Source organism: Pseudomonas sp. 10S4, from assembly GCF_034344865.1.
GTDB lineage: Bacteria > Pseudomonadota > Gammaproteobacteria > Pseudomonadales > Pseudomonadaceae > Aquipseudomonas.
Window position 1 is genome coordinate 3,144,717 of sequence record NZ_CP133774.1, and the last position, 25,906, is coordinate 3,170,622.

23 protein-coding genes and 2 pseudogenes are annotated in these 25,906 nt (G+C 60.4%); 14 read left to right on the forward strand and 11 right to left on the reverse strand.

Annotated features, from left to right (window positions below):
- Nucleotides 1–35 precede the first annotated feature (35 nt).
- The 3 genes from RHM58_RS14395 to RHM58_RS14405 all read left to right on the forward strand — a co-directional run bounded on the left by RHM58_RS14395 (nucleotide 36) and on the right by RHM58_RS14405 (nucleotide 2,767).
- Nucleotides 36–1,313: a flavohemoglobin expression-modulating QEGLA motif protein gene (locus tag RHM58_RS14395; RefSeq protein WP_201195562.1), complete on the forward strand. Its 1,278-nt coding sequence runs from the start codon at nucleotides 36–38 to the stop codon at nucleotides 1,311–1,313.
- 213 nt (nucleotides 1,314–1,526) lie between these two features.
- Nucleotides 1,527–2,441, forward strand: coding sequence for an alpha/beta hydrolase (locus RHM58_RS14400; protein WP_201200973.1), 915 nt, complete (start codon nucleotides 1,527–1,529; stop codon nucleotides 2,439–2,441).
- Entirely contained in the window at nucleotides 2,438–2,767 is a 330-nt protein-coding gene (locus tag RHM58_RS14405) for a hypothetical protein (protein ID WP_201200974.1), read from the forward strand. The genes RHM58_RS14400 and RHM58_RS14405 overlap by 4 nt, the downstream gene beginning before the upstream one ends.
- A gap of 246 nt (nucleotides 2,768–3,013) precedes the next feature.
- Here the strand turns inward: RHM58_RS14405 and RHM58_RS14410 are convergent, their stop codons facing one another.
- The 3 genes from RHM58_RS14410 to RHM58_RS14420 all read right to left on the reverse strand — a co-directional run bounded on the left by RHM58_RS14410 (nucleotide 3,014) and on the right by RHM58_RS14420 (nucleotide 4,992).
- Entirely contained in the window at nucleotides 3,014–3,802 is a 789-nt protein-coding gene (locus RHM58_RS14410; RefSeq protein ID WP_201200976.1) for an OmpA family protein, read from the reverse strand.
- A gap of 55 nt (nucleotides 3,803–3,857) precedes the next feature.
- Nucleotides 3,858–4,271, reverse strand: a complete 414-nt coding sequence (locus RHM58_RS14415; RefSeq protein ID WP_201200977.1) for a DUF4398 domain-containing protein — start codon at nucleotides 4,269–4,271, stop codon at nucleotides 3,858–3,860.
- 376 nt (nucleotides 4,272–4,647) lie between these two features.
- Nucleotides 4,648–4,992: a pilin assembly protein gene (locus RHM58_RS14420; protein WP_201195553.1), complete on the reverse strand. Its 345-nt coding sequence runs from the start codon at nucleotides 4,990–4,992 to the stop codon at nucleotides 4,648–4,650.
- A 200-nt stretch (nucleotides 4,993–5,192) separates the two neighbouring features.
- On the opposite strand from RHM58_RS14420, the gene ppc reads away from it, so the two are divergent.
- The 7 genes and pseudogenes from ppc (at nucleotide 5,193) to RHM58_RS14455 (ending at nucleotide 12,525) form a co-directional block, all read left to right on the forward strand.
- A complete protein-coding gene (ppc, locus tag RHM58_RS14425) occupies nucleotides 5,193–7,823 on the forward strand; it encodes a phosphoenolpyruvate carboxylase (protein ID WP_322270615.1) in 2,631 nt (876 codons plus the stop codon).
- Nucleotides 7,824–8,111: 288 nt separating this feature from the next.
- Nucleotides 8,112–8,759, forward strand: coding sequence for an adenylate kinase (gene adk / locus RHM58_RS14430; protein ID WP_054047246.1), 648 nt, complete (start codon nucleotides 8,112–8,114; stop codon nucleotides 8,757–8,759).
- Nucleotides 8,760–8,852: 93 nt separating this feature from the next.
- The gene (gene tsaB, locus RHM58_RS14435; RefSeq protein WP_322270616.1) at nucleotides 8,853–9,527 is read left to right on the forward strand and encodes a tRNA (adenosine(37)-N6)-threonylcarbamoyltransferase complex dimerization subunit type 1 TsaB; all 675 of its coding nucleotides are present in this window, start codon (nucleotides 8,853–8,855) and stop codon (nucleotides 9,525–9,527) included.
- Between the two features lie 276 nt (nucleotides 9,528–9,803).
- Nucleotides 9,804–10,112: a hypothetical protein gene (locus tag RHM58_RS14440; RefSeq protein ID WP_201200986.1), complete on the forward strand. Its 309-nt coding sequence runs from the start codon at nucleotides 9,804–9,806 to the stop codon at nucleotides 10,110–10,112.
- The gene (locus RHM58_RS14445; RefSeq protein WP_322270617.1) at nucleotides 10,112–10,972 is read left to right on the forward strand and encodes a DUF72 domain-containing protein; all 861 of its coding nucleotides are present in this window, start codon (nucleotides 10,112–10,114) and stop codon (nucleotides 10,970–10,972) included. Before RHM58_RS14440 ends, RHM58_RS14445 begins: the two co-directional genes overlap by 1 nt.
- A 32-nt stretch (nucleotides 10,973–11,004) precedes the next feature.
- Nucleotides 11,005–11,827, forward strand: a pseudogene (locus RHM58_RS14450) (isocitrate lyase/PEP mutase family protein).
- 2 nt (nucleotides 11,828–11,829) lie between these two features.
- Nucleotides 11,830–12,525, forward strand: coding sequence for an extensin family protein (locus tag RHM58_RS14455; RefSeq protein WP_201256214.1), 696 nt, complete (start codon nucleotides 11,830–11,832; stop codon nucleotides 12,523–12,525).
- 4 nt (nucleotides 12,526–12,529) lie between these two features.
- Here RHM58_RS14455 and RHM58_RS14460 read toward each other — a convergent pair whose 3' ends face one another.
- A complete protein-coding gene (locus tag RHM58_RS14460) occupies nucleotides 12,530–13,150 on the reverse strand; it encodes an energy transducer TonB (protein WP_322270618.1) in 621 nt (206 codons plus the stop codon).
- A 93-nt stretch (nucleotides 13,151–13,243) separates the two neighbouring features.
- On the opposite strand from RHM58_RS14460, the gene RHM58_RS14465 reads away from it, so the two are divergent.
- Nucleotides 13,244–14,026 (forward strand): class I SAM-dependent methyltransferase, encoded by a 783-nt coding sequence (locus tag RHM58_RS14465; protein ID WP_207200186.1) that lies wholly within the window; start codon nucleotides 13,244–13,246, stop codon nucleotides 14,024–14,026.
- Nucleotides 14,027–14,143: 117 nt separating this feature from the next.
- On the opposite strand, the gene RHM58_RS14470 is transcribed toward RHM58_RS14465, so the two are convergent.
- A complete protein-coding gene (locus tag RHM58_RS14470; RefSeq protein WP_201201002.1) occupies nucleotides 14,144–14,788 on the reverse strand; it encodes a TetR/AcrR family transcriptional regulator in 645 nt (214 codons plus the stop codon).
- Nucleotides 14,789–14,882: 94 nt separating this feature from the next.
- On the opposite strand from RHM58_RS14470, the gene RHM58_RS14475 reads away from it, so the two are divergent.
- Nucleotides 14,883–15,983 (forward strand): efflux RND transporter periplasmic adaptor subunit, encoded by a 1,101-nt coding sequence (locus tag RHM58_RS14475; RefSeq protein WP_201201005.1) that lies wholly within the window; start codon nucleotides 14,883–14,885, stop codon nucleotides 15,981–15,983.
- A 6-nt stretch (nucleotides 15,984–15,989) separates the two neighbouring features.
- Nucleotides 15,990–19,059 (forward strand): annotated as a pseudogene (locus tag RHM58_RS14480) (efflux RND transporter permease subunit).
- 95 nt (nucleotides 19,060–19,154) lie between these two features.
- Here the strand turns inward: RHM58_RS14480 and RHM58_RS14485 are convergent.
- From RHM58_RS14485 to plsB, 3 genes are all read right to left on the reverse strand, one after another.
- The gene (locus RHM58_RS14485) at nucleotides 19,155–19,844 is read right to left on the reverse strand and encodes a DUF4197 domain-containing protein (RefSeq protein WP_201256211.1); all 690 of its coding nucleotides are present in this window, start codon (nucleotides 19,842–19,844) and stop codon (nucleotides 19,155–19,157) included.
- Nucleotides 19,845–19,871: 27 nt separating this feature from the next.
- The gene (locus RHM58_RS14490; protein WP_322270619.1) at nucleotides 19,872–20,270 is read right to left on the reverse strand and encodes a YbaY family lipoprotein; all 399 of its coding nucleotides are present in this window, start codon (nucleotides 20,268–20,270) and stop codon (nucleotides 19,872–19,874) included.
- Nucleotides 20,271–20,386: 116 nt separating this feature from the next.
- Nucleotides 20,387–22,888, reverse strand: a complete 2,502-nt coding sequence (plsB, locus tag RHM58_RS14495) for a glycerol-3-phosphate 1-O-acyltransferase PlsB (RefSeq protein WP_201201022.1) — start codon at nucleotides 22,886–22,888, stop codon at nucleotides 20,387–20,389.
- Nucleotides 22,889–23,054: 166 nt separating this feature from the next.
- Between plsB and RHM58_RS14500 the strand changes: the two genes are divergently transcribed.
- Entirely contained in the window at nucleotides 23,055–23,264 is a 210-nt protein-coding gene (locus RHM58_RS14500; RefSeq protein ID WP_322270620.1) for a cold-shock protein, read from the forward strand.
- Between the two features lie 92 nt (nucleotides 23,265–23,356).
- Here the strand turns inward: RHM58_RS14500 and RHM58_RS14505 are convergent, their stop codons facing one another.
- The 3 genes from RHM58_RS14505 to dapE all read right to left on the reverse strand — a co-directional run bounded on the left by RHM58_RS14505 (nucleotide 23,357) and on the right by dapE (nucleotide 25,779).
- Nucleotides 23,357–23,734: a hypothetical protein gene (locus RHM58_RS14505; RefSeq protein WP_201201024.1), complete on the reverse strand. Its 378-nt coding sequence runs from the start codon at nucleotides 23,732–23,734 to the stop codon at nucleotides 23,357–23,359.
- Nucleotides 23,735–23,818: 84 nt separating this feature from the next.
- Nucleotides 23,819–24,628: a putative RNA methyltransferase gene (locus RHM58_RS14510; RefSeq protein WP_201201025.1), complete on the reverse strand. Its 810-nt coding sequence runs from the start codon at nucleotides 24,626–24,628 to the stop codon at nucleotides 23,819–23,821.
- Nucleotides 24,628–25,779 carry a succinyl-diaminopimelate desuccinylase gene (gene dapE / locus RHM58_RS14515; protein ID WP_201201027.1) on the reverse strand — a complete coding sequence of 384 codons (1,152 nt, stop codon included), beginning with the start codon at nucleotides 25,777–25,779 and terminating at the stop codon, nucleotides 24,628–24,630. Before dapE ends, RHM58_RS14510 begins: the two co-directional genes overlap by 1 nt.
- Nucleotides 25,780–25,906: the final 127 nt, after the last annotated feature.

A 25,906-nucleotide genomic window follows, 5' to 3' on the forward strand; every position in this document is an offset into this window, starting at 1 on the left:
TCCAGTACGTTACGGTTTTTCTACAGGAGTTTCGGGTGGACGATTACCAGCAGACGATACGCATTTTGTCCGATCGCATAGTGCTGGCGCAGACGCCGATTCGCGTTCTGGATGCGGTCAAATGGGACGAAAACATCCGCAAGGGTTTCCTCAAGGCCAAGGGCAAGGAAATGCCGGCCGTGGACCGCGACTATTACCTGAACCGGCCGCTGTCCTTTGACTCCAGCAAGGTGAAGCTGGAATTCCAGAACATCGAGCGCGACATCACCCGTCAACTCGGCCAGTTCAACCCGGTCGGCCAGATCATGCGTCGCATGTGCAAGGAATACCGGATGGTGGTGCGCATGCTCGAAGCGCGCGGCACCGAGGATTTCGGGCTGATTTCCCAGGAATTGTATGGCGCCGCGTCCGACGCGTTCCACGCCGGCGACCCGACCCTGGCCGACCTGGGCCTGATGATGTCCGACTACCTGAACAACATCGACGGCCGTGGTGACCTGAAGGACGAACCGAAAATCCTCACCGCCAAGGACGCCGTTCACTTGCTGCAAACCCGTTTGAACAAGGTGTTTGGCGAGGCTGAGGAAACCATTCGGGTGTTCGAGTCCGACGGGATCGTCGCTGATGCGGCGGCGGGCGCCGACTACATCAAGATTCGCGCCGATGCGATGTTCAACGACCGTGATGTGCGGGCGCTGGAAGTCCACGAAGGCCTGGTGCATGTGGGCACGACCCTCAACGGTTTGAACCAGCCGATCTGCACCTTCCTGTCCAAGGGCCCGCCGTCGTCCACCGTGACTCAGGAAGGCCTGGCGATCCTGATGGAAATCATCACTTTTGCCTCGTACCCGAGCCGACTGCGCAAACTGACTAACCGTACCCGCGCCATTCACATGGTCGAGGAGGGCGCGGACTTCTTGCAGGTGTTCGAGTTCTTCCGCGAGCAAGGCTTCGAAATGGCCGAAAGCTACGGCAACGCCAGCCGGGTTTTCCGTGGTTCGGTGCCCAATGGGCTGCCATTTACCAAAGACTTGTCCTACCTCAAGGGCTTTATCATGGTTTACAACTACATTCAGTTGGCCGTGCGTAAAGGCAAGCTTGAGCAGATACCGCTGCTGTTTTGCGGCAAGACGACGCTGGAAGACATGCGGACCTTGCGCCAGCTGGTGGACGAAGGCCTAGTGGTGCCGCCCAAGTATTTGCCGGATCAGTTCCGCGACTTGAACGCACTGTCGGCGTGGATGTGCTTCTCCAACTTCCTCAATCACCTGAGCCTGGACCGGATCGAAGCGGATTACTCCAACATCCTGTGATCACACCAGATGAATGTGGAGGGTTACTGTGGTGAGGGGGCTTGTCGGAATGCCGCACCACCCCGTTGGGCCGCGAAGCGGCCCCCAACATTTGTTTCGTCACACCGCGTAATCAGGTTTCACGACTGCTTCGCAGCCGAACGGGGGCAAGCCCCCTCGCCACAATGATGTGTCAGGTTACGAACTCCAACATTCACTGCGAGGTTTCAACGGATGAGAATCCTCGGCATCTTCTGCCTGCTCCTGGCCCTCGGCGGTTGCAGCTCGCTGCTGTTTTACCCCGAGCCCGGCCAGCCATTCACCCCGGACAAAGCCAAGCTCGAATTTCGCGACGTCACCCTGACCACCGCCGATGGCCTGAAGCTGCACGGTTGGTGGCTACCGGCGGCAAAAGGCGTCGAAGTCAAAGGTACGGTGCTGCACCTGCATGGCAATGGCGGCAACCTTTCTTACCACTTGGGTGGCAGTTGGTGGTTACCGAAAGAGGGTTACCAAGTGTTGCTGGTGGACTACCGCGGTTATGGCTTGTCCGAAGGCAAACCGTCGCTGCCGGAGATCTATCAGGACATCGACGCCGCGTTCAAATGGCTCGACCAGGCGCCCGAGGTCAAGGGCAAGCCGTTGATCGTTCTGGGTCAGAGCCTCGGCGGCTCGATGGCCGTGCATTACCTGGTCCAACACCCGGAACGTCAGCCCCAGCTCAAGGCCTTGGTCCTCGATGGCGCGCCCGCCAGCTACCGGGATGTCGGTCGATTTGCCCTGACTACCTCGTGGCTGACCTGGCCATTTCAGGTGCCGTTGTCGTGGCTGGTGCCGGACGGTGACAGCGCGATCAACTCCATGGCGCAGCTCAAGGGCGTGCCGAAACTGATCTACCACAGCATCGACGACAACCTCGTGCCCCTTTCCAACGGCATTCGTCTGTATCAAGCTGCGCCGCCACCGCGGGTGCTGCAACTGACCCGTGGCGGTCATGTGCAGACCTTCGCCGACCCGGTCTGGCGTCAGGTGATGCTGCGCTACCTCGAAGACCCGCAGCATTTCAACGGTCTGCGCCGCCTGGGTGAAATCCCGAATTACCCGGTGCCCCTGAATTCAAAAGATGAACCACCAGAGAGTCCGCAATGAGTGAAGAACGTAACGCCATCCCGCTGATCATCACCGGTATCTGCACCATTCTCGGTACTGTCGGGGTGCTGTGGTACTACGGCTACCTGCATTTCGCCAAGCCTGAGGATGCGTTGCTGCTCAACGAATTCACCATGCTCAAGACCGTGCCGGGCGAAGACTACAAAATCGCCCTGGAACCGGCCGCGCAAGTCGCTCAGTGCGTCGATGGCGTACTGGTGCTGTTCGACACCGAACAGAAAGGCCTGAGTGGAGTGTTGATCAACGGCCAGAAAAAAGCCGTGCGCTGCATGGGGCAGGAAACGCCGCAGAAACTTGAGCCGTAACCCCCGATTCCGGCGTGGCGCTGATCCACTGTGGCGAGGGAGCTTGCTCCCGCTCGGCTGCGTAGCAGCCGCCAACCCATTAATGCCGTCTGCCTGAAGGAATACGGTGCGAGGTTTAGGGTCTGCAGCGCAGCCCAGCGGGAGTAAGCTCCCTCGCCACAAAAACAGTGGCAGCCATCAAGTCACCAGCAACAAAAAGCCCCGCCTGATCAGATCAGGCGGGGCTTTTACGTTACCGCGTGAAGCTTAGTTCGAACTGACTGCCGAACGTGGCACCACTGGCTGGTTGTCGTTGGAAATGGTCACTTCCACCCGACGGTTCATCGCACGGCCCGACACGCTGCCGTTTTCGGCAACCGGGTATTCCTTGCCATACCCCTGAACGACGATGCGCGCTGGATCAACGCCCATTTTCACCAGCGCTGTGCGTACCGAATCGGCACGACGCTCGGACAGCGACTGGTTATGGCTCGCGGTGCCGGTGCTGTCGGTGTAACCCTCGACAATCACTTTACGGTCCGGGTTTTCCTGAAGGAACTGCGACAGTTTGTTGATGTTCACCAGACCGCTGGACTTCAGGTCAGCACGGTCGGTAGCGAACAGCACATCACCGAAGGTGACCAAGGTGCCGCGATCGGTTTGCTTGGCGTTCAGGCTGTCTTGCAACTGCTTGATCTGCTGATCACGGGCATCCAGACGAGCCTGGGCACGTTGGGCTGCGGCGTTTTTCAGGTTGTTTTCAGCGGTGCGCAGGGCGATGGTCTGCTTGGCGACTTCCACGCGCTGGTTGGTCAGGTACGCCAGTTGGTCGACCTTGGCCTGGTTTTCCTTGTCCTGGTAGGCCTTGTCAGCCTTGTCCAGGTAATCGCTGGCGTCTTTGGTCTCAAGGGCCGCGACTTTGCTCGCTTGCGGGTTGGCTTGCAGGCCGGAGTAGTTCACGCGGGCCTGTTCCAGGTTCGCGTTCGGCGGGGTGGAGCAAGCTGCCAGGGCAACGCTTGCGGCCAGGAGAGCGGGGATCATCAATTGTTTACGCATAATGGTTCGTCCTTTCTATCGATAAGAGCTTCAGGCGTGTGGTCCGGATGCGCGCTTACTGCACAGTGCGCTGACTTTCCTGACGCAGTTCCTGAACACCTTTCTGGGAATCCTTCAGAGCCTGTTCGGCTTTCATCGCCTGAGCCTTGCGTTCCGCGACGCGAGCGTCCCATTCGGCTTGCTCGGCGAGGGTCCGGGCTTCGTCATACTTTTTGTCGTGCATGGCGATTTCGGCTTGTTTGAGCTTGTCCTGCGCAGACTTCATTTCCACGGCTGCGAACTCGGTACCGCCGGCGCTGACTGCGCTGTTAACGGCCGATTGGGTCACGGCGTATTGCTCGGTCGGCGGATTGCCAGCGCAACCGGCGAGTACGAAGGTGCTGCCGATCGCCAAGGCAGCCAGTTTCAGACCGCGCAGGTGGGTGAACGAGGATTTGGCAGTGCTGGTCTTCATGGTCTTCAACTCCATTGGATAACTCCTGAAAAACATCAAATTCCATCCTGGTTTAAGGAGCCGTCACCGAACATTCAAAGCGTGAAATGAAACGGCCGTACCAGGCGTGGTTAATGGGTACGACCCGAGGCGTTTTTCAAAAGTTCAGAGAAGATGGCCTATCGCCTGAAAAAACTTTGACCGAATGGACAAGGCTCTAAACCGGGAACTTTGGCGATGCGCAGCGGTATTGCCGGTCTTTTCGAGACTTGGGAACACGCCATTTTTGAAGGGATATGCAAGGCAATGTGGGAGCGGGCTTGCTCGCGAAAACGGTCTGATATTCATCATCTTTGTTGCCTGAAACACCGCTTTCGCGAGCAAGCCCGCTCCCACAGGTTCTGCGACGGGATCAATGTTTTTGCTTGTCGCTACCAGCCGATAAATCGTGCAAATGACGGCGGGACAATGCGAGAAAACGCGGGGTCGGACCGACGTCTTCGTACAGCGGGTCACCTTCTTCGTCGGTCGCCACCACGGTCTGGCCTCTCACGTAGGGGAAACTCGCCTCGAGCTCCTCAAGCGCCGCGCCGATCAACTCGCCCAGCAGTTCTTCGGGATGCCGTTTGGGGTACATCTCGGTAATCGCTGCCAGCCGGGCGGCGGCTTCCACGTCCAGGTGAATCGTGTAGCCAGTGTCGGTCAGGCGACCCTTGGCGTTTTCTTCCCAATGCTGGGCTAGCTCGCGAATTTTCATAATGACCTCATGGCACACCTGCTCGTGGCAGGCAGGGTGAGTGTCCGGCTTTGGCCGGCGGCAGCCGTTGTACGGCTTACTGTTGAGACTAGCTTTAACGCCTAAGGTTTAAAGTCCCTTCGTCGTTTGCTTGTAAGAACCGCTTTACGGCGGCACTCTTAACGTTCATAGCCGCCCGGATTTTTGCTGGAGAACTGCTGATGACCGATATTGATGCACGCTTGCGCGAGGACGTTCACCTGTTGGGTGAACTGTTGGGCAACACCATTCGTGAACAGTACGGGGATGGTTTTCTCGACAAGATCGAGCAGATCCGCAAGGGCGCCAAGGCCGACCGTCGCGGTTCGATGGACGCCGAACTCAGCGCCAGCCTCAACCAATTGAGCGAAGACGAGTTGCTGCCGGTGGCGCGGGCGTTCAACCAGTTCCTCAACCTGGCCAATATCGCCGAGCAATATCAGCTGATTCACCGCCGCGAAGAGTCGCAGCCCGCGCCGTTCGAAGCCCGGGTGCTGCCGGAACTGCTCGCCCGTCTGCGTGCTGAAGGCCACAGCGCCGAATCCCTTGCGCGACAGCTCGGTCGACTGGAAATCGAGTTGGTGTTAACCGCTCACCCGACCGAAGTGGCCCGCCGCACGCTGATCCAGAAATACGATGCCATCGCCGCGCAACTGGCGGCCCAGGACCATCGTGACCTGACCAGCGCCGAGCGCGAGCAGATCCAGGCGAAATTGCAGCGTCTGATCGCCGAAGCCTGGCACACCGAAGAAATCCGCCGCACCCGCCCAACGCCTGTCGACGAAGCCAAATGGGGCTTTGCGGTGATCGAACATTCGCTGTGGCAAGCGATTCCCAACTATTTGCGCAAGGCCGATCTAGCGCTGCACGCCGCCACCGGCCTGCGTTTGCCACTGGAGGCGGCGCCGATCCGCTTTGCTTCGTGGATGGGCGGCGATCGCGACGGCAACCCGAATGTCACGGCGTCCGTCACCCGCGAAGTGCTGTTGCTGGCGCGCTGGATGGCGGCTGATTTGTACCTGCGTGATGTCGATCATCTGGCCGCCGAGTTGTCGATGCAGCAGGCCAGTGAAGCCCTGAAAGCCAAGGCCGGCGACAGCGCCGAACCTTACCGCGCGGTGCTCAAGCAATTGCGCGAACGTCTGCGGGCAACTCGCAATTGGGCCCAGGCATCCTTGAAAGTGAGCACGCCAGCAACCGCCGATGTGCTGCAAAACAACCGCGACCTGCTTGATCCGCTGGAACTGTGTTTCAACTCGCTGCATGAATGCGGCATGGGCGTGATTGCCGACGGTCCGCTGCTCGATTGCCTGCGTCGTGCGGTGACCTTTGGCTTGTTCCTGGTCCGTCTCGACGTGCGTCAGGATTCGTCGCGGCACACCGCTGCCATGACTGAAATCACCGATTACCTGGGCCTCGGTCGCTACGAAGACTGGAGCGAGGAAGAGCGCATCGCCTTCCTGATGCGCGAGCAGAACAATCGTCGGCCATTGTTGCCGGCGTATTTCAAGCCGTCCGCTGACACCGCCGAAGTGCTGGCGACCTGCCGGGAAATCGCCGCTGCACCGGGCGCGTCCCTCGGCTCTTATGTGATCTCCATGGCCGGCGCCGCTTCCGATGTGCTGGCGGTGCAACTGTTGCTCAAAGAGGCCGGCGTATTGCGGCCGATGCGCGTGGTGCCGCTGTTTGAAACCCTCGCCGACCTCGATAACGCCGGCCCGGTGATCGAAAAGCTGTTGCTGCTGCCGGGCTATCGCGCGCGCCTGCAAGGGCCGCAGGAAGTGATGATCGGTTACTCCGATTCGGCCAAGGACGCCGGCACCACGGCGGCGGCCTGGGCGCAGTATCGGGCGCAGGAACGTTTGGTGGATATCTGCCGCGAGCAGCAAGTGGAGTTGCTGTTGTTCCACGGTCGCGGTGGCACCGTGGGCCGTGGTGGCGGCCCGGCGCACGCGGCAATTCTGTCGCAGCCGCCGGGTTCGGTGGCGGGGCGTTTCCGCACCACTGAGCAGGGGGAAATGATCCGTTTCAAATTCGGTTTGCCGGACATCGCCGAGCAGAACCTCAATCTGTATCTGGCCGCGGTGCTCGAAGCGACCTTGCTGCCGCCACCGCCGCCGGAGCCTGCCTGGCGTCATCTGATGGACGAATTGGCGGCGGATGGTGTCAGTGCTTACCGCGCCGTGGTGCGCGAGAATCCACAATTCGTCGAGTACTTCCGTCAGTCCACGCCGGAACAGGAACTCGGACGGTTGCCGTTGGGCAGTCGCCCGGCCAAGCGCCGCGCTGGCGGGATTGAAAGCCTGCGAGCGATTCCGTGGATCTTCGGCTGGACCCAGACACGCCTGATGCTGCCGGCCTGGCTCGGTTGGGAGGCTGCCCTGAGCAAGGCACTGGAACGTGGTGAAGGTGAGTTGCTGGGGCAGATGCGCGAGCAGTGGCCGTTCTTCCGCACGCGCATCGATATGCTGGAAATGGTGCTGGCCAAGGCTGACGCGGACATCGCGCTGTCTTACGATGAGCGGCTGGTGGAGCCGGATCTTCTACCTTTGGGCGCGCACTTACGCGACCTATTGTCGCAGGCCTGTGCGGTGGTCCTTGGCCTGACTGGCCAGTCGCAGCTACTGGCACATAGCCCAGACACCCTCGAATTCATTCGCCTGCGCAACACTTACCTCGACCCCCTTCATCTATTGCAGGCCGAGCTGTTGGCCCGTTCGCGGCAACAGGAAGTGGCGCAGGGCAGCCCGGTAGAACAGGCGCTGCTGGTGTCTGTGGCGGGGATTGCCGCCGGTTTGCGAAATACCGGCTAAGGTTTTCCTCTTGGGTCCGGGCGCTCGGCACGCAGGCCGGGTGCCCTTGGGCGAAGGCCGGAAAAGGTCTGGCAGGCGACAGTTAATGATGGGGTTGCGACTTGGGGTACCCCGTCCCAAGGTCACGATGGGCGCGGGTTTCTCCGACTTTCGGCGGCTTGTGTGGGCAGGGCCTGCTGTGTATCTTGATCAGCCTTTGGCCGTTTGGGCGGCCACGACCCTATTTTTGAGATTGGCCCCACGAGGCGAATCTGACGTTATCTATATAAAAAATTGAGGAGCACATCGATGCGCGTCATTCTGCTGGGAGCTCCCGGGGCCGGTAAAGGTACTCAGGCTAAGTTCATCACCGAAAAATTCGGCATTCCGCAAATCTCCACTGGCGACATGCTGCGTGCAGCGGTCAAGGCCGGCACTGAGCTGGGCCTGATCGCCAAGAGCGTCATGGACAGCGGTGGTCTGGTCTCCGATGACCTGATCATTAACCTGGTCAAGGAACGCATCAGCCAGGCCGATTGCGCCAACGGTTTCCTGTTCGACGGTTTCCCGCGCACCATTCCCCAGGCTGAAGCCCTGGTGAAGGCCGGCGTCGAACTGGACCACGTGGTCGAAATCGACGTCAAAGACGAAGACATCGTCCAGCGTATCGCCGGGCGTCGTGTTCACGAGGCTTCCGGCCGCGTGTACCACATCGTCTACAACCCGCCGAAAATTGCCGGTAAAGACGACATCACCGGTGACGAACTGGTGCAGCGCAAAGACGATACCGAAGAAACCGTGCGTCATCGTCTCTCGGTCTACCACGCTCAGACCGAGCCGCTGGTGAAGTTTTACCAGGAGCTGTCCACCGCTCAGGGCAAACCGAAGTACAGCCACATCGAAGGTGTTGGCTCGGTTGAAGCGATCACCGGCAAAGTGCTTGAAGCGCTGAACTGAAAAGTCTGAATCGCTTCATCTTCTACGGCCCGCTTGCGGGTCGTAGTTGTTTATACTGGCGCACTTTTTCTGACCTCTCTTACGGAAACATCGATGAGCACCTTGCTGGCCCTGGACACCGCGACTGAAGCTTGCTCCGTTGCCTTGCTGCATAACGGCAAGGTCACGAGCCATTACGAGGTGATCCCGCGCCTGCATGCGCAGAAGCTGCTGCCGATGATCCAGCAATTGCTGGCCGACGCCGGTACCACCCTGCAAGCGGTGGATGCCATCGCGTTCGGCCGTGGGCCCGGCGCTTTCACCGGTGTGCGGATCGCCATTGGCGTGGTGCAGGGTTTGGCGTTTGCGCTGGAGCGTCCGGTGTTGCCGGTGTCTGATCTGGCCGTACTGGCCCAGCGTGCCTATCGCGAACACGGCGTAAGCCAAGTCGCAGCGGCCATCGATGCGCGGATGGATGAAGTGTATTGGGGCTGCTACCGCGAAACGGCGGGGGAGATGCGGCTTGTCGGTAACGAAGCCGTGTTGCCGCCGGAAGTCGCAGCATTGCCGGCCGATGCCAGCGGCGAGTGGTTCGGCGCTGGCACCGGTTGGGGGTATGCCGAGCGTATCGGCGTTAACCTGATCGGGCAGGATGCGGGAATGTTGCCCCATGCTGAAGACCTGCTGACGCTGGCGCGGTTTGCCTGGGCGCGAGGGGCGGCGATTGTGGCGGATGATGCGCAGCCGGTTTATCTGCGCGACAAGGTCGCCACGCCCAAGGCCCGTTGACCGAGGGACTTTTGTGGCGAGGGGCTTGCCCCCGTTGGGCTGCGAAGCGGCCCCATATTTCATCAGGCACACCGCGTGTGCAGGTTTTACGACTGCTTCGCAGCCGAACGGGGGCGAGCCCCTCGCCACAATTGGTATTCCAGCATTAGCCAATCGTCAGTTTCTACCCGCCCGCTTTAAACCTTTTTCCTTTTATGTGTTCTAGTTATCACTCGACAGTTTGCGAAGTGGGTAATGCGCCACTAAACTGCCATCACTGATACCGAGCATGCACTTATGCGTATAGACGGCCTTTCCTCTCAGTCCTACCCCATCAAGCGCAAGCCTCGCAAAGGCAATGTCGCGCTGGATGAATCCGTCGATGACATCGACGGCGAGCTGGAATTTCCGACTGAAGAGCAACTGGCCGCCCGCGCTGCCAAAGCCTCCGCACAACGCTTGAGCAATCTCCCCGCCCGTCAGCAAGACATGATTTATCACCGCGCCATGAGCAAAAGCGTAGCGATGGCCCTGGCCAGCTACCTGAGCACCGCCGGTTTTGTCGATTGGGATGCTGATGTGCTGGGCCTCGACCTGTACATCTGATGCTGCTGCCTTACTACCTCGGCTGCCCGTCCTGGAGTGAAAACGCCTGGCGCGATTACCTCTATCCGCAAGACGCCAAACCCGCCGAATTCCTGAATCTCTATTCCCAAGTGTTCAACGCCGTCGAAGGCAACACGACCTTCTACGCGAGCCCGTCTGCCGCCACCGTGCAGCGCTGGGCCGAGATCATGCCCGAACACTTTCGCTTCACCGCCAAATTCCCCGGCGACATCAGCCACAGCGGTGACCTGCGTGAACAACTGACCGCTGCCGAAACCTTCCTTCAACTGCTCAGCCCACTGGGCGAGCGGGTTTCCCCGGTCTGGCTGCAATTATCCAAAAGCTTCACCCCGCAACGACTCTCCGAGCTGGCCGGTTTTATCGACGCCGTCGACCGACCGCTGGCGGTCGAAGTGCGGCATGACGCATTCTTTGCCAAGGGCGATGCCGAACGCATGCTCAATCGCCTGCTGCTGGACCGCGGTGTCGAGCGTATCTGCCTCGATCCACGCGCGCTGTTCAGTTGTATTTCTACCGACCCTTCGGTGCTCCACGCCCAATCGAAAAAGCCCAAAGTGCCAGTGCGCCCGGCGGCATTCACGCAATTTCCGCAGGTGCGTTTTATCGGCCATCCGCAGCTTGAGGCCAACGATCCATTCCTGGTGCCGTGGGTCGAGAAAATTGCCGTGTGGATCGAAGAGGGTCGTACGCCCTATATCTTCCTGCACACCGCCGACAACCTGCTGGCGGCGAAACTGGCGCAACGTTTTCACGCCAAGCTGATGACGCGTTTGCCTGGCTTGCTGCCGCTGCCTGAGCTATACAGAGAACCCGCCGCGGAGCAACTTGGTCTGCTCTGAGGTGGATTCTTCCTCTTCTCAGGAGCCTGCCAATGGATGCGCAAACCCTTCGAGCCCAGGCGTTCAAAGCACTGCATGAACGCGCGGGGGCTTTTGTCATTCCCAACCCTTGGGACGCCGGCTCGGCGAAAATGCTCGCCAGCCTTGGCTTCGAGGCGCTGGCGACCACCAGTGCCGGTTATGCTTTTTCTAACGGTCGTGCCGATGGTGCGTTGACCCTCGACGACACCCTGCTGAACGTCCAGGCGATTGTTGCGGCCACGGATCTGCCGGTGGCGGTCGATCTGGAAAACGGCTTCGCAGACGACCCGGCCGAATGCGCGCAGAGTATTTTGCGCGCAGCGGCGGCGGGCGCTGTCGGCGGCTCGATCGAAGATGCAACTGGCCGTGAAGAGGCGCCGATCTACTGCTTCGAACATGCCGTGGCGCGTATCGAAGCGGCGGTCGCGGCGGCGCGTAGCCTGCCTTTCCCATTCATGTTGACGGCCCGGGCCGAGAATTTTCTGCACGGCAATCCTGATCTCGCCGACACCATCCGCCGCTTGCAGGCGTTCGCCGAAGCGGGCGCCGACGTGTTGTATGCGCCGGGTCTGCGCAGTGCCGAAGAGGTGTTGGCGGTGGTCCGTGCCGTGGCGCCGAAACCGGTCAATGTGTTGATGTCCGGCGGGCTCAAGTTGACGGTCGAGGAACTGAGCGATATGGGCGTCAAGCGCATCAGCGTCGGCTCGGCGACGAGCCCTTGCGGCGTATGGCGAGTTCTTCCGCGCGGCTGAAGAGATCAAGACGTCGGGCACGTTCAGCTTTACGTCGCGCTCCATGCCGTACGCGCAGGCCAATAAGTTTTTCAAAGGCTGAAGATGCGGTTAGCAAAGGGATTGCTGCTGGTGTTGTTGCTCATCGGTGCGGCGGGGCTGAGTGTCTGGCGCGGCTGGATTCCTGTGCCGGCGCAGTGGAATCCTTGGGCGCCGCTGGACGTGAACGCGGCGCCGAACCTGCTGACCCGTTTCAAACTGATGCGCCTGCGCGATGATCCGCAATTGTGCGATCAGGTCCTCAGCAGTTCAGGTCTGCGCGTCACCCGTCAGGCCGACAGCCCGGGCGGGGACTGCCCGTTGACCAACACTCTGCGCGTTCAGGGCGGCGAGGTGGCCCTGAGCAGCAGTTTCCTCGCCAGTTGCCCGTTGGCGGTAGCGTTTGCCCTGTTCGAGCGCCACGCCTTGCAGCCAGCATCTCAGGCGGTTTACGGCCAGGCTGTGACGCGGGTCGATCACCTCGGCAGTTTCGCCTGCCGCAACATGTACAACCGCGAGCACGGCGCCCGCAGCCAGCACGCCAGCGCCAACGCGCTGGACATCGCCGGTTTTCGCCTGGCCGACGGCCGAACGATCAGCGTGCTCAAGGATTGGCCCAAGGATAATCAGGACGCGCGGTTCCTGCGGCAAGTGCGTGACGGCGCCTGCGACATGTTCAGTGTGGTGTTGAGCCCGGACTACAACGCCGCCCATCGTAATCACTTTCATCTGGATGTCGGGCCGTGGTGGGTGTGTCGCTGAAAGCTTAAGCGGCGATGCGCAGGTTCTGCAGAACGATCGGGCGAGCCCAGCCGTTATCGAAATCGAGTTGTTTCTGTTGCTCCACCAGCTCTGCGGGCGAGAACGGCGGGAACGGCTTGTCCAGCAGGTGCAGTTCGAACTCGGCGATTGGCAGGTGCAGCGGACGCGGCTGCGGTGCCGGGCCGGCTTCGGGCACAGGCTGGCCGGCGGTGAGCACGATCGGGCGCACCCAGCCGCTTTCGAAGTTCTGCTGTTGCTGTTGGGCGTCGATTTCTTCCGGCGGGAACGGTGGGAAAGGTTTGTCGACCAGGTCCATTTCGAACTCGGCAATCGGCAGGAACAGCGGCTCTGGCGGTTTGACTTCGGTTTCTTTCACATCGCATTCACGTTGGGAAACGATGTGCGCCAACAGCTCGCTGCCGACGGTCGGCTCGACCGGGCTTTCCAGATCAACCGGTGGAAAGGTACCGCACGCAGGCACAACATCGCTCGACTGTTCGGACAGGGCCTGGGCAAAAAAATCTTGCCACAGGTGACTGACGCCGCTCAGTGCCTGGGAGTTTCGCAGGCCATAATCGCCATGACGCGATATGTAGCCTACGGATGTGCGTTGAATGTCTGACATTTCTCTCGGTCGACGCTCAGGTCTGGCAAAATGCTCGATAGTTTTGTTATCGGCCGTTTTTGCCGATCATTAATTTTTTGAGCGTTTTTTCCCATGATTGAGCAACCCGCGGCCTGCCGCATCCATGTCGAGGCTTCGGCCCCGGCGTTTCAGCCACAGGCCGAGCAATGGGCCGAACGCCTGGGCCTGCCTATGCAAGTGGATGACGGCGAGTTTGCCCTGCAGGTCGGCGAGCAGGGCTTGCAGCTCCAGCAACTGGGGCCTGACGCGCCGGGGCCGGTGCGGGTGGACTTCGTCGAGGGTGGCGCGGCGCATCGTCGGTTGTTCGGTGGCGGCACCGGGCAGATGATCGCCAAAGCGGTCGGCATCGCCCAAGGCGTGCGCCCACGGGTGCTGGATGCCACGGCGGGGTTGGGTAAGGATGCGTTCGTGCTGGCGAGCCTGGGTTGCGAAATGAGCCTGATCGAGCGCCAGCCGCTGATCGGCGCGTTGCTTGAGGATGGCCTGGCCCGTGGCGCGGAAGATTTCGACGTGGCGCCCATCGTGGCGCGGATGCGTTTGCTCAAGGGCAATTCAATTGAAGTGATGCGCAATTGGGAAGGTGAGCCGCCGCAGGTGATCTACCTCGACCCGATGTTCCCGCATCGTGAGAAAACGGCATTGGTGAAGAAGGAAATGCGTCTGTTCCGCCCGCTGGTGGGCGATGACCCGGATGCGCCGGCATTGCTCGAAGCGGCATTGGCATTGGCCAGCCACCGGGTGGTGGTCAAGCGCCCGCGCAAGGCACCGTGCATTGAAGGGCCGAAGCCGAGTCATGCGCTGGACGGGAAATCCAGCCGGTATGACATTTATCCGAAGAAAGCGCTCAAGCCTTAAGACCGAGTCGCCCCCATCGCGAGCAAGCTCGCTCCCACATTGGATTTGTAGCGTTCACAAATCCCCTGTGGGAGCGAGCTTGCTCGCGATAGCGTCCTTCAAAACACTACAAAATGATCAGGCTGTCCCAGGCCGATAAGCCCGCATAAATAACCCCACCACTTCCCGCACATGGCTCTCGGCCGCGTCCCCTTCCAGCGGTTCGCCGCAGCCATACAGCAACCGAAAATTCCCCGCGCCCTTGAGCAGGCAAAAGAAATGCTCGGCCGCATTGCGCGGTTTATCGATGCCCAGTGCACCGGTCTGATCAATTTTGCTCAGCAACCGCTCCATCCCACTCAACATGCGCTCTGGCCCGGCTTCGAAGAAGATCAGCGAAAGCTTCGGGTCCTGGCTGCCCAGCGTCATCATCAAACGATGCAGGTTCACCGATTCATCGCTGTTGATCAGTTGATGAAAGCCGCGGGCGATGTTCAGCAGCACCGTTTCCACCGCGATGCCGTCGGGCAATTCGAAAAACAGCGGTGGCAGTTGCTCTTCGCACTTGGCCACCACGGCGGCGGAGAACAGCGTCTCCTTGTCGTTGAAGTGGCTGTAGACCGTCAGCTTCGACACCCCGGCCTCGGCGGCCACGGCATCCATGCTGGTGCTCGCGTAACCCTTCGTCAGAAACAGAATTTTCGCCGCGTCGAGGATGGCCTGGCGCTTGGCCAGATCCTTGGGGCGGCCCGGACCGTTAGGTGCTGAAAGATTGTTCGACATTATTCGCTTTTAATACTGGACTGGTGAGTTTGCTATTAATAACATACCGGCCAGTATAATTATTCCAAGCACCATTAGCGAAAGGTCCTTCACCATGTTCCGCTATGCCTTGCCCCTCGCATTGCCAGTCAGCCTGGCTTTTTTATTGTCGGCGTGCGGTCACGACGAGGCGCCGCAAGTCAGCGTGCGCCCGGCCATGGTGGTTCAGCCAGAGCCTTCGGCCCAGGCGATGGAAAGCTATCCCGGTGAAGTTCGCGCCCGTTACGAGCCGGATCTGGCGTTCCGCATTGGTGGCAAAGTCAGCCGACGACTGGTCGAGGAAGGCCAGCGGGTCAAGGCCGATCAGCCGTTGGCCGAGCTCGATCCCCAGGACGTACGTCTGCAACTGGAAGCCACTCGCGCCCAGGTGACCGCCGCCGAGGCCAACCTGAGCCTGGTCCGCGCCGAACGCGATCGCTACAAGACGCTGATGGACCGTCAGATGGTGAGCCGCTCTGCGTACGACAATTCTGAAAACCTCTACCGATCCGGCGAAGCACGCCTCAAGCAGATCAAAGCCGAGTTCAACGTCTCGACCAATCAGGCCAGCTACGCCGTGCTCCGCGCGCCTCAGGACGGTGTGGTCGCCAAACGCGCGGTCGAAGTCGGCCAAGTGGTGGCCGCCGGGCAAACCGTGTTCACGCTCGCCACCGATGGCGAGCGTGAAGTGTTGATCAGCTTGCCGGAGCAAAGCTTTGGGCGCTTCAAGGTTGATCAGCCGGTGACGGTGGAGCTCTGGACCCAACCCGATCAACGTTTTACCGGGCGCATTCGTGAACTGTCGCCGGCGGCCGATCCCAAATCGCGGACCTTCGCCGCGCGTATTTCCTTCACCTCCGGCAAAGTCCCCGCCGAACTTGGCCAGAGTGCCCGAGTGTTTATCCAGACCGCCCAGGTCGTGCCGCTGTCTGTGCCGCTGTCAGCCGTCACCGCCGAAAACGGAGCGACCTACGTGTGGATCGTTGGCGCCAACAACACCTTGAAAAAAGCCCCGGTGCGGATCGGTGCCTTCGGTGAGAAAACCGTACCGGTACTCGAAGGCCTGAACGCCAGTGACTGGGTGGTGGCCGCCGGCGTTCATGTGCTTCACGACGGGCAGCAAGTGCGCCCGGTGGATCGCTCCAACCGCGTGGTTAATCTGGCGGCCAAGGAGTAATCCCCGATGGGTTTCAATCTTTCCGAATGGGCGCTGCGTAATCGCCAGATCGTACTGTTCCTGATGCTCTTGCTGGCAATTGTCGGCGCGCTTTCCTACACCAAACTCGGCCAAAGCGAAGACCCGCCTTTCACCTTCAAGGCTATGGTGGTTCGTACCAGCTGGCCTGGGGCGACGGCCCAGGAAGTGTCGCGCCAGGTGACCGAGCGCATTGAAAAGAAGCTGATGGAAACCGGCGAGTACGAGCGCATCGTTTCGTTCTCGCGCCCCGGCGAGTCCCAGGTGACCTTCATTGCTCGCGACTCCATGCATTCGGCGCAGATCCCGGATCTCTGGTATCAGGTTCGCAAAAAGATCAGCGACATCCGCCAGACTCTGCCACCGGGCATTCAAGGCCCGTTTTTCAACGATGAGTTCGGCACCACCTTCGGCAATATCTACGCCCTGACCGGCGACGGGTTTGACTACGCGGTGCTCAAGGATTACGCCGACCGGGTGCAGATTCAACTGCAACGGGTCAAGGATGTGGGCAAGGTCGACCTGCTTGGCTTGCAGGACGAGAAGATCTGGATCGAACTGTCCAACGTCAAGCTCGCCACCCTCGGGCTGCCACTGGCGGCAGTACAGCAAGCGCTTGAAGAGCAGAACACGGTGTCCACCGCCGGGTTCTTCGAAACCAGCAGCGAGCGATTGCAGCTACGGGTCACCGGGAATTTTCAGACGGTCGACCAGATCAAGAACTTCCCGATCCGGGTCGGTGATCGTACATTTCGTATCGCCGATGTCGCCGACGTGCGTCGCGGCTTCAACGATCCACCGGCGCCGCGCATGCGCTTCATGGGCGAAGACGCCATCGGTCTGGCCGTGGCCATGAAGGACGGTGGCGACATTCTGGTGCTCGGCAAGGCTCTGGAAGGCGAGTTCGACCGCATCCAGAAAAACCTCCCCGCCGGTATGCAACTGCGCAAGGTCTCGGACCAGCCGGCCGCGGTAAAAACCAGTGTCGGCGAATTCGTTCAGGTGCTGGTCGAAGCCCTGACGATTGTGTTGCTGGTGAGCTTTTTCTCCTCGGCGTGCGCACCGGGATGGTGGTGGCATTGACCATTCCACTGGTGCTGGCGATGACCTTCGCCTGCATGTATTACCTTGGTATCGGCCTGCACAAGATTTCCCTCGGCGCACTGGTACTGGCCTTGGGGTTGCTGGTGGATGACGCGATTATCGCCGTGGAAATGATGGCGATCAAAATGGAACAGGGCTTCGACCGGATCAAAGCCGCCAGCTATGCCTGGACCAGCACCGCGTTCCCGATGCTCACCGGCACGTTGATCACCGCCGCCGGGTTCCTGCCGATTGCCACTGCGCAATCGGGCACTGGTGAATACACCCGCTCGATCTTCCAGGTGGTGACCATCGCACTGCTGGCGTCGTGGGTGGCCGCCGTGGTGTTCGTGCCGTACCTGGGGGAAAACTCCTGCCGGACCTGGCGAAAATTCATGCCGCCAAACACGGCACCGGCGACGGTCAACCCGACCCTTATGGCACGCCGTTCTATCAGCGCGTCCGGCGCTTGGTCGAGTGGTGTGTGCGCTGGCGCAAAACCGTGATCCTGCTGACCGTGGTGTTGTTCATCGGCTCCATCGTGCTGTTCCGTTTCGTGCCGCAGCAGTTCTTCCCGGCTTCGAGTCGTCTGGAGTTAATGGTCGATCTGAAACTGGCGGAAGGCGCGTCCCTGAGCAACACCACCGAGAAGGTTAAACGCCTTGAAGGCCTGCTGAAGGAACACGCTGGCATCGACAATTACGTGGCTTACGTCGGCACCGGTTCACCGCGCTTTTACCTGCCGCTGGATCAGCAACTGCCGGCGGCGAGCTTCGCCCAGTTTGTCGTCCTGGCGAAAACCATCGAGGAGCGCGAAGCCCTGCGCACCTGGCTGATCGAAACCCTCGACGAACAATTCCCGGAACTGCGTTCGCGAGTCACGCGGCTGGAAAACGGTCCACCAGTGGGTTATCCGGTGCAGTTTCGCGTTACCGGCGAGCACATCGAAGAAGTCCGTGCGCTGGCGCGTAAAGTCGCGGCCAAGGTTCGCGAGAACCCGCACGTGGTCAACGTCCATCTGGACTGGGAAGAGCCGAGCAAAGTGGTTTACCTGAACGTCGATCAAGACCGCGCCCGGGCACTCGGCGTGAGTACCGCCAACCTGTCGAGGTTTTTGCAAAGCTCGCTGACCGGTTCCAGCGTCAGCCAGTACCGCGAAGACAACGAGTTGATCGAAATCCTGCTGCGCGGCACCGTGCATGAGCGTACCGAATTGTCGTTGCTGCCGAGCCTGGCGGTGCCGACGGACAACGGAAAAAGCGTTGCCCTGTCGCAGATCGCGACCCTGGAATACGGCTTCGAAGAGGGCATCATCTGGCACCGCAATCGCTTGCCCAACGTGACGATTCGCGCCGACATCTACGGCAAGGAACAACCGGCGACCCTGGTTCAGCAGATCATGCCGACCCTCGACCCGATACGTGCTGAACTGCCCGACGGCTACTTGCTGGATGTCGGCGGTACGGTGGAAGACTCGGAGCGCGGGCAGAACTCGGTTAAGGCCGGTGTGCCGCTGTTTATCGTGGTGGTGCTGACCTTGCTGATGTTGCAACTGCGCAGCTTCTCACGCACGGCGATGGTGTTTCTGACCGCGCCATTGGGGTTGATTGGCGTGACGTTGTTCCTGTTGGTGTTCGGTCAGCCGTTCGGCTTCGTCGCCATGCTCGGGACCATCGCGTTGTCCGGGATGATCATGCGTAACTCGGTGATCCTGGTGGATCAGATCGAGCAAGACATCACCGCCGGGCTCAAGCCTTGGCAAGCGATCATCGAGGCGACAGTGAGGCGGTTCAGGCCGATTGTGCTGACGGCACTTGCCGCGGTGCTGGCGATGATCCCGCTGTCCCGCAGCGTGTTCTTCGGGCCGATGGCGGTGGCGATCATGGGCGGGTTGATTGTGGCGACGGCGTTGACGCTGTTGTTCCTGCCGGCGCTGTATGCGGCGTGGTTCAGGATCAAGAAAGACCCGGCGTGAACCTGTGGGAGCGAGCCTGCTCGCTCCGACAGTAGATCTTCAATGGATACAACATTCGCGAGCAAGCCCGCTCCCACAGGGTTTTGTGTACTGAGTTAAAGCGTGCCGAAGACTTTCTTGGCCAAGCTGGTCGCCGCGGCCGCCGGGTTCTGGCGAATGGTTTCTTCCTGTTTGCCGATCATCTCGAACAAGCCATTCAGCGCCTGCTCAGTCACGTAGTTTTCGATGTTGGCATTCTTCGCGTCCAACACACCCAAGGTCGCTGCCTGACCGGCGAACGAGTTGTACTGCTTGGCCAAACCGACCTGGTCGGTGGCTTGTTTAACGATCGGCAAGAACTTGGTGCGGATCTGCTCGCGGCTGGATTTGTCCAGGTACTGGGTGGCCGAGTCCTTGCCGCCGCTGAGAATGCCCTTGGCATCGGCCACGCTCATCTTTTTCACCGCATCCACGAGGATCGGCTGGGCCTGCGTCACGGCGGTTTCAGCCGCTTTGTTCATGCTGGTTTCCAGCTGATCGACCTGGTCGCCCATCCCGAACTGCTTCATTTTTTTCGCGACTTTGCCCAGCTTGCCCGGCAGTTCGATCTTCACGTCCGGGTTGTTGCTGAAACCGCCAGGGGCGCCCAGTTGCTTGACAGCGATTTGCGCGCCTTGGGTCAGCGCGTCCTTGAGGCCGCCAGTGGCATCGTTTTGCGACAGGTCACTGAGGGACAGCGCCAGGGCGTTGGCGGAAATCATCAAGCCTGCGCACAGGCCGGCAAAGCGAAGGGTAGGGCGGAACATGGCAGCTTCCTTGATCTTGAGCGGAATTTAACGAACGGCGTCGACGCGGATTTTCAGCGGTTGCGGATCGTTGCCGTCGAGTTTTACGGCGTGGTTTTCGGTGGTGATGAACATCAGTTCGCCGTTGACTTCGATCCGCGCCCTGACCGAGTAACGATGGCCAGGTTTGACCTGCGACGGATCGTAGCTCAGATGAAACGGTAGCGGCACCTGGCCTTTGACCGGGCCTTTCTGTTCGTCGATGACTACGGCTGGGGCGTCGGCCAGGGACACGTCCTGCAGGCTGACACTCAACGTGGCGCTTGGCGGCAAAGCGATGCGTTGCAGGTAGAACACTTCGCCATCGAGGCTGGTTTTAGCGGCGGGGTGCATGGATTGGCAGGCTCCCAGTAGCGCGGTCATGGCCAATAGAGAGAGTTTTTTCATCGAATATCTCCAATTAATGTGGGAGCGGGCTTGCTCGCGAAAGCGGTGCGCCAGACAACACAGATGTTGAATGTTGAACCGCCTTCGCGAGCAAGCCCGCTCCCACAGGGATTTCATCAAGTCTCGGGTTGTGTGGCGACCTGGTCCGCCGCATCTTCACTGCGATGCAACGCCACCTGACGGATCGACAAGCGAATCTCCGCCGGCAATACGCGTTTGGCCGCGCCTTCAGCCAGTTCGCCGAGCTGCGCGTGATAGCTCAGCTTCCCGGCTTCGTCGCGACGCAGCACGTCGAGGTCGAGCAAGGTCTGGATAAAGTGACGGAACAGGCTCTTGTCGAAAAACTCCGGGGCGTTCAAACCGTGGAGGATCGACAGGCGCTGGGCCATGACGGTGCACAGGTCTTCCAGTTCTTCGGCGCTAATACTGTTCTGGCCGCTGTTGAGCAGCAAGGAAACAGTCATGTAAAAACGTTGCAGGGTCTGGGCGATGCTTTTCGACAGCAGCGTCAGCAGTACGAAATGCCGCGAACTCGGTGCCGGACGCAGGTACACATCGTTCTCGAAACGCAGCAAGCCTTGCTCGACGAAGGCTTCGAGCCACTGATCGACCACGCCATCCAGCTCATCCATGGACCAGCGAATGAAAAGCTCTGATTGCAGGTACGGATACAGCGCGCGGGTGTAGCGCAGGATCTGTTCGCGGCTCATGCGCGACGCACTCTGGAAGAAACTCGCCAACAGCGCTGGCAAGGCGAAGATGTGCAGCACGTTGTTGCGGTAGTAGGTCATCAGGACAGCGTTCTGCTCGTCCAGGTACAAAATCTTGCCCAAGGCATCACTCTGTTCGGACAGCAGGTCCATGTCCTTCACGTGCTCGATTAGCGCCCGACCATCGCCTTCCGGCAACGTGGTGTGCGGCGAGTACGGGACCTTGCGCAACAGCGCCAGATACAGATCAAGCACCCGCGCCATGGCGCGATCATCCAGGGCCAAACGGCTGGTGGACAGCAATGCCAGCGCCACCAGGTTCACCGGGTTGATCGCCGCCGCTTCGTTCAGATGCTGCGCGACTTTCTCGCCGAGGCGGTTGGTGGTTTCGTTGAGCCAGGCCGGTTTGAACTGCGGGCCAAGCTCTTGGGAGCGCCAGTCGGGTTGTTCGCTGTCGAGGAACTCCGCCAGTTTGATCGGTTCGCCGAAGTTCACCGCCACTTGGCCGAAGCGCTGCTTGAGCGCGCCGATGACTTTGAAGATGTCGAAGATCGATTCTTTCTTCTTGGTCGCGCCACGCAGTTCGCCGAGGTAGGTCCGGCCTTCCAGAACCCGCTCGTAACCGATGTACACCGGGATGAACACGATCGGCATCCGCGACGAACGCAGGAAGCTGCGCAGGGTGATCGCCAGCATCCCGGTTTTCGGTTGCAGCATGCGCCCGGTGCGCGACCGGCCGCCCTCGACGAAGTACTCGACCGGGAAGCCTTTGGTGAACAGAGTGTGCAGGTATTCGTTGAACACCGAGGTGTAGAGCGGGTTGCCCTTGAACGTGCGGCGCATGAAGAACGCACCGCCGCGACGCAGCAGGCTGCCGATCACCGGCATGTTCAGGTTGATCCCGGCGGCAACGTGCGGCGGAGTCAGGCCATTGCGGAACAACAGATACGAAAGCAACAAGTAGTCGATGTGGCTGCGGTGGCAAGGCACATAGATCACTTCGTGACCCTGGGCGACTTTCTGCACACCTTCGATGTGGTTGACCTTCACCCCGTCGTAAATCTTGTTCCAGAACCAGCTCAACACTACTTCCAGAAAACGGATCGCGGTGTAGGTGTAGTCCGAGGCGATCTCGTTGCCGTAGCGCAGGGCCTGGGCCTTGGCTTTCTCCGGGGAGATGTTTTCACGCTCGGCTTCATCGAGGATCGCTTGTTTGACCAAGGGCTGATTGAGCAAGCCTTTGACCAGGTTTCGGCGGTGGGAAATGTCCGGACCGATCACCGCGGCTTTCAGGTTGCGGAAGTGCACCCGCAGGATCCGCTGAGCCATGCGCACGGTGCGTTCGTGGCCCTTATTGTGGTCGATCAGTTCGCGCAGATGGATCGGCGCCGAGAACTGCACGCGGGTCTTGCGCCCCAGCACGATGATGCTGAGCAAGCGGCGCAGACGCCCGGTGACCGCCCAACTGTCGGCGAACAACAGCTTCCACGGGCTGGATTCGCTGTCCGGCGACTGGCCCCAGAACACGCTGACCGGGATGATCTGCGCGTCTTCGGCGGCGTTCTGGCTCAGGGCGCTGACCAGGCGGGTCAGGGTCGGCGGCGCGCCGCGTTTGTCCTGGCGGCCGAGCCAGTCGGGCTCGGGTGTCAGGTAAAAGAACGCGGCGGGCTCCAACAGATTACCCACCGACACCGGCAGCACCGGGCGCGGCAGGCCGGCTTTGGTGCACTCGGTGTCGACCACCGCGAGGTCGGTCAGCGAAGGGTTTTGCAGGACGTAGAACACCGGACGGCTGCGGTCGAGGTTGAGGGTAAGGGACGACTGGTTGATCGTCTCCGAGCGAACCCAGAGGTACAACAGTCGGCGCAGGGTGCCAAACACAAGACGGCGAAACGGGGAACGGGTCATACGGCTTCTGCGTGAGTGAATAAAACCGAGCGTTTGCTCGGGAGGCCGATAGTGTGCCGGATTCATCGAAAATCGGCAAAAAAGCGGCTAAGTAAACTTGAGTTGAGAGTTTTGGCGGCTGTCATATACTCGACCGCTCAAAATAAAAAGAAGGGGGTAACGAGACATGGCTACGCGCGAAACCGGCAATGTAAAGTGGTTCAACGATGCCAAGGGCTACGGCTTCATTCAACGCGAGGACGGGGTGGACGTGTTCGTGCACTACCATGCGATCCGCGGTGAAGGCCACCGCTCGCTGGCTGAAGGTCAGCAGGTTGAGTATGCCGTGGTGACAGGCGAGAAGGGGTTGCAGGCTGAGGATGTGGTGGGGCTGTAAGCTTTAAGATCAAAAGATCGCAGCCTTCGGCAGCTCCTACAGGTGTACACATGACCCTGTAGGAGCTGCCGAAGGCTGCGATCTTTTTGGTTTTACACGGTTTTCCAGGTGATCTCTTCTTCACCGTCAACGCTGATTCGCATCCAGCGATCGGCCAATTCTTCACCTTCTTCCTCGACCCACGTACCCGGCGCGCAACGCACTTCGACGTTCAGCGCGGCAAAGGCTGCGCGGGCGCAGGCGATATCGTCTTCCCATGGGGTCTGGTCGCTGTCCAGAAACAGGCTGTTCCATTTGCCGACGGCTTTTGGCAGCCAGGTCACTGGCACGTTACCGGCCTTGCATTTGTAGGTCTGGCCTTTCTGTACCCAGTCGGTGCACGGGCCCAGAGCGGCGCCCAGCCAGGCGGCGACGGCTTTGTAGTCGACGTCGGCGTCTTTCAGGTAAATCTCTATATCGGGTTGGCGCATGGATGTCCTCACTGCGGTCTTGAAAAATCCATTCGCGGATTTAGCCGGTCCACGGCAAATGCCGTAGACCCAGAAATTGAAAAGTTACTGAAGAATAAAGTAATCGTAGCGCATCGAAACCGTGGTTTCGAACGGCTCGACCTGCTCGATGACTGCCGCTCGGCGTTCAGCGCTGGCGCGCCAGCCGTGGGGCGTCATGGCCAACAGGTTGGCGCGGTCCTGACCACTTTCCAGCGTCAGTTTGAATTCCAGGGTTTCGCTGTGCGCCAGCGCCATGCCTTCCGGCACCAGAGCCAGGTGCTTGTCGTCGGTGTATTCACGCACTTCGTCGTACAGGCTTTCGCGCAATTCCATCAGGTGGCCGCTGGTCGGGCCGACCTTCATCAAGCCGCCGCCAGGGCTGAGCAAGCGTTTGGCTTCTTCCCAGTCCAATGGGCTGAAGACGCTGGCCAGAAACTGGCAACTGCCGGACGCCAACGGCACCCGCGCCATGCTGGCGATCAACCAGGTCAGCGCCGGGTTGCGTTTACAGGCGCGTTTGACCGCTTCCCGGGAGATGTCCAGCGCGTAACCGTCAGTATTCGGTAAGGCCTCGGCGATTTGCGCGGTGTAGTAACCCTCGCCACAACCGATGTCGAGCCAGCGCTGCGGCGCGTACTGCGCCGCCAGTTCCGCCAGACGCTTGGCGACCGGCGCGTAATGACCAGCGTTCAAGAAATCGCGGCGGGCCTCGACCATCGCCAAGTTATCCCCAGGGTCGCGGCTGTTCTTATGCTGCACCGGCAGCAGGTTCAGATACCCCTGGCGCGCGCGGTCGAAACGATGCCCGGCGGGGCAGGCCACGCCGTTGTCCACCGCGTTCAGCGGTTCACTGCAGATCGGGCAGGCCAGCATCAGGCGAGCAACTTGATCAAGGTCTGGTAGTAGATTTCGGTCAGCACATCGAGGTCGGCGGCCAGCACGCGCTCGTTGACCTGGTGAATCGTCGCGTTGACCGGCCCCAGCTCAACCACTTGGGTGCCCATGGTCGCGATGAAGCGCCCGTCCGAGGTGCCACCACTGGTGGAAGCCTTGGTCTCGCGACCGGTGATGTCCTTGATGCTCGATGCCACGGCATCCAGCAGTGCGCCCGGTTCGGTGAGGAACGGCAGGCCCGACAGCGCCCAATCCACGTGCCAGTCCAGGCCATGCTTGTCGAGGATATCGGCCACCCGCTTTTGCAGGCCTTCGACGGTGGATTCGGTGGAGAAACGGAAGTTGAACACCGCCACCAGATCCCCCGGAATCACGTTGGTCGCGCCAGTGCCGGAGTTGACGTTGGAAATCTGGAAACTGGTCGGCGGGAAGAAGTCGTTGCCGTGGTCCCAATGCTCGGCGGCGAGTTCCGCGAGTGCCGGGGCGGAGAGGTGGATCGGGTTCTTCGCCAGGTGCGGATAGGCCACGTGGCCCTGAATACCGCGTACGGTCAGCTTGGCGCCGAGGGAACCGCGACGGCCATTCTTGACCACGTCACCGACCAGGGTGGTGCTCGACGGTTCGCCGACGATGCACCAGTCCAGACGTTCTTTACGGGCGGCGAGGCGTTCGATCACAGCCTTGGTGCCGTGGTGCGCCGGGCCTTCTTCGTCACTGGTGATCAAGAAAGCGACCTTGCCCTTGTGATCCGGGTAGTCGGTGACGAAACGCTCGGCGGCGACGGTCATGGAGGCGAGGCTGCCTTTCATGTCTGCCGCGCCACGGCCGCAGAGCATGCCGTGTTCGTCGATCACCGCGTTGAACGGGTCGATCTGCCAAGCGGTTACCGGACCGGTCGGGACAACGTCGGTGTGACCGGCGAAGCACAGCACCGGACCGTCGTGTTTACCGTGGGTGGCCCAGAAGTTATCCACATCTTCGATGCGCATCGGTTCCAGTTTGAAACCGGCATCGCCCAGGCGCTGCATCATCTGCTTCTGGCAATCGGCGTCGACCGGCGTCACGGACGGACGGCGGATCAGGTCGATGGCGAGTTGGAGGGTCGGCGAAAGGTCGGCGTGGGCCGTCATGGAAAACTCCGAAAAACATGAATTTGGGCGCGGACTAAAATGTGGGAGCGGGCTTGCTCGCGAAGCGGCCATCACTGGCGCCAAAAGCTTCGCGAGCAAGGCCGCTCCCACAGGTAAGGCGTTCGGC

Bases quoted from the DNA above. Each gene is read 5' to 3' on its own strand.
- RHM58_RS14475 (WP_201201005.1), top strand. From the start codon at position 14,883: ATGTTCCGCTATGCCTTGCCCCTCGCATTGCCAGTCAGCCTGGCTTTT.
- RHM58_RS14400 (WP_201200973.1), top strand. From the start codon at position 1,527: ATGAGAATCCTCGGCATCTTCTGCCTGCTCCTGGCCCTCGGCGGTTGC.
- dapE (WP_201201027.1), bottom strand. From the start codon at position 25,779: ATGACGGCCCACGCCGACCTTTCGCCGACCCTCCAACTCGCCATCGAC.
- RHM58_RS14445 (WP_322270617.1), top strand. From the start codon at position 10,112: ATGCTGCTGCCTTACTACCTCGGCTGCCCGTCCTGGAGTGAAAACGCC.
- RHM58_RS14415 (WP_201200977.1), bottom strand. From the start codon at position 4,271: ATGGAGTTGAAGACCATGAAGACCAGCACTGCCAAATCCTCGTTCACC.
- RHM58_RS14440 (WP_201200986.1), top strand. From the start codon at position 9,804: ATGCGTATAGACGGCCTTTCCTCTCAGTCCTACCCCATCAAGCGCAAG.
- ppc (WP_322270615.1), top strand. From the start codon at position 5,193: ATGACCGATATTGATGCACGCTTGCGCGAGGACGTTCACCTGTTGGGT.
- RHM58_RS14510 (WP_201201025.1), bottom strand. From the start codon at position 24,628: ATGCTGGCCTGCCCGATCTGCAGTGAACCGCTGAACGCGGTGGACAAC.
- plsB (WP_201201022.1), bottom strand. From the start codon at position 22,888: ATGACCCGTTCCCCGTTTCGCCGTCTTGTGTTTGGCACCCTGCGCCGA.
- RHM58_RS14405 (WP_201200974.1), top strand. From the start codon at position 2,438: ATGAGTGAAGAACGTAACGCCATCCCGCTGATCATCACCGGTATCTGC.
- RHM58_RS14465 (WP_207200186.1), top strand. From the start codon at position 13,244: ATGATTGAGCAACCCGCGGCCTGCCGCATCCATGTCGAGGCTTCGGCC.
- RHM58_RS14470 (WP_201201002.1), bottom strand. From the start codon at position 14,788: ATGTCGAACAATCTTTCAGCACCTAACGGTCCGGGCCGCCCCAAGGAT.
- adk (WP_054047246.1), top strand. From the start codon at position 8,112: ATGCGCGTCATTCTGCTGGGAGCTCCCGGGGCCGGTAAAGGTACTCAG.
- RHM58_RS14490 (WP_322270619.1), bottom strand. From the start codon at position 20,270: ATGAAAAAACTCTCTCTATTGGCCATGACCGCGCTACTGGGAGCCTGC.
- RHM58_RS14410 (WP_201200976.1), bottom strand. From the start codon at position 3,802: ATGCGTAAACAATTGATGATCCCCGCTCTCCTGGCCGCAAGCGTTGCC.
- RHM58_RS14500 (WP_322270620.1), top strand. From the start codon at position 23,055: ATGGCTACGCGCGAAACCGGCAATGTAAAGTGGTTCAACGATGCCAAG.
- RHM58_RS14455 (WP_201256214.1), top strand. From the start codon at position 11,830: ATGCGGTTAGCAAAGGGATTGCTGCTGGTGTTGTTGCTCATCGGTGCG.
- RHM58_RS14420 (WP_201195553.1), bottom strand. From the start codon at position 4,992: ATGAAAATTCGCGAGCTAGCCCAGCATTGGGAAGAAAACGCCAAGGGT.
- RHM58_RS14505 (WP_201201024.1), bottom strand. From the start codon at position 23,734: ATGCGCCAACCCGATATAGAGATTTACCTGAAAGACGCCGACGTCGAC.
- RHM58_RS14460 (WP_322270618.1), bottom strand. From the start codon at position 13,150: ATGTCAGACATTCAACGCACATCCGTAGGCTACATATCGCGTCATGGC.
- RHM58_RS14485 (WP_201256211.1), bottom strand. From the start codon at position 19,844: ATGTTCCGCCCTACCCTTCGCTTTGCCGGCCTGTGCGCAGGCTTGATG.
- tsaB (WP_322270616.1), top strand. From the start codon at position 8,853: ATGAGCACCTTGCTGGCCCTGGACACCGCGACTGAAGCTTGCTCCGTT.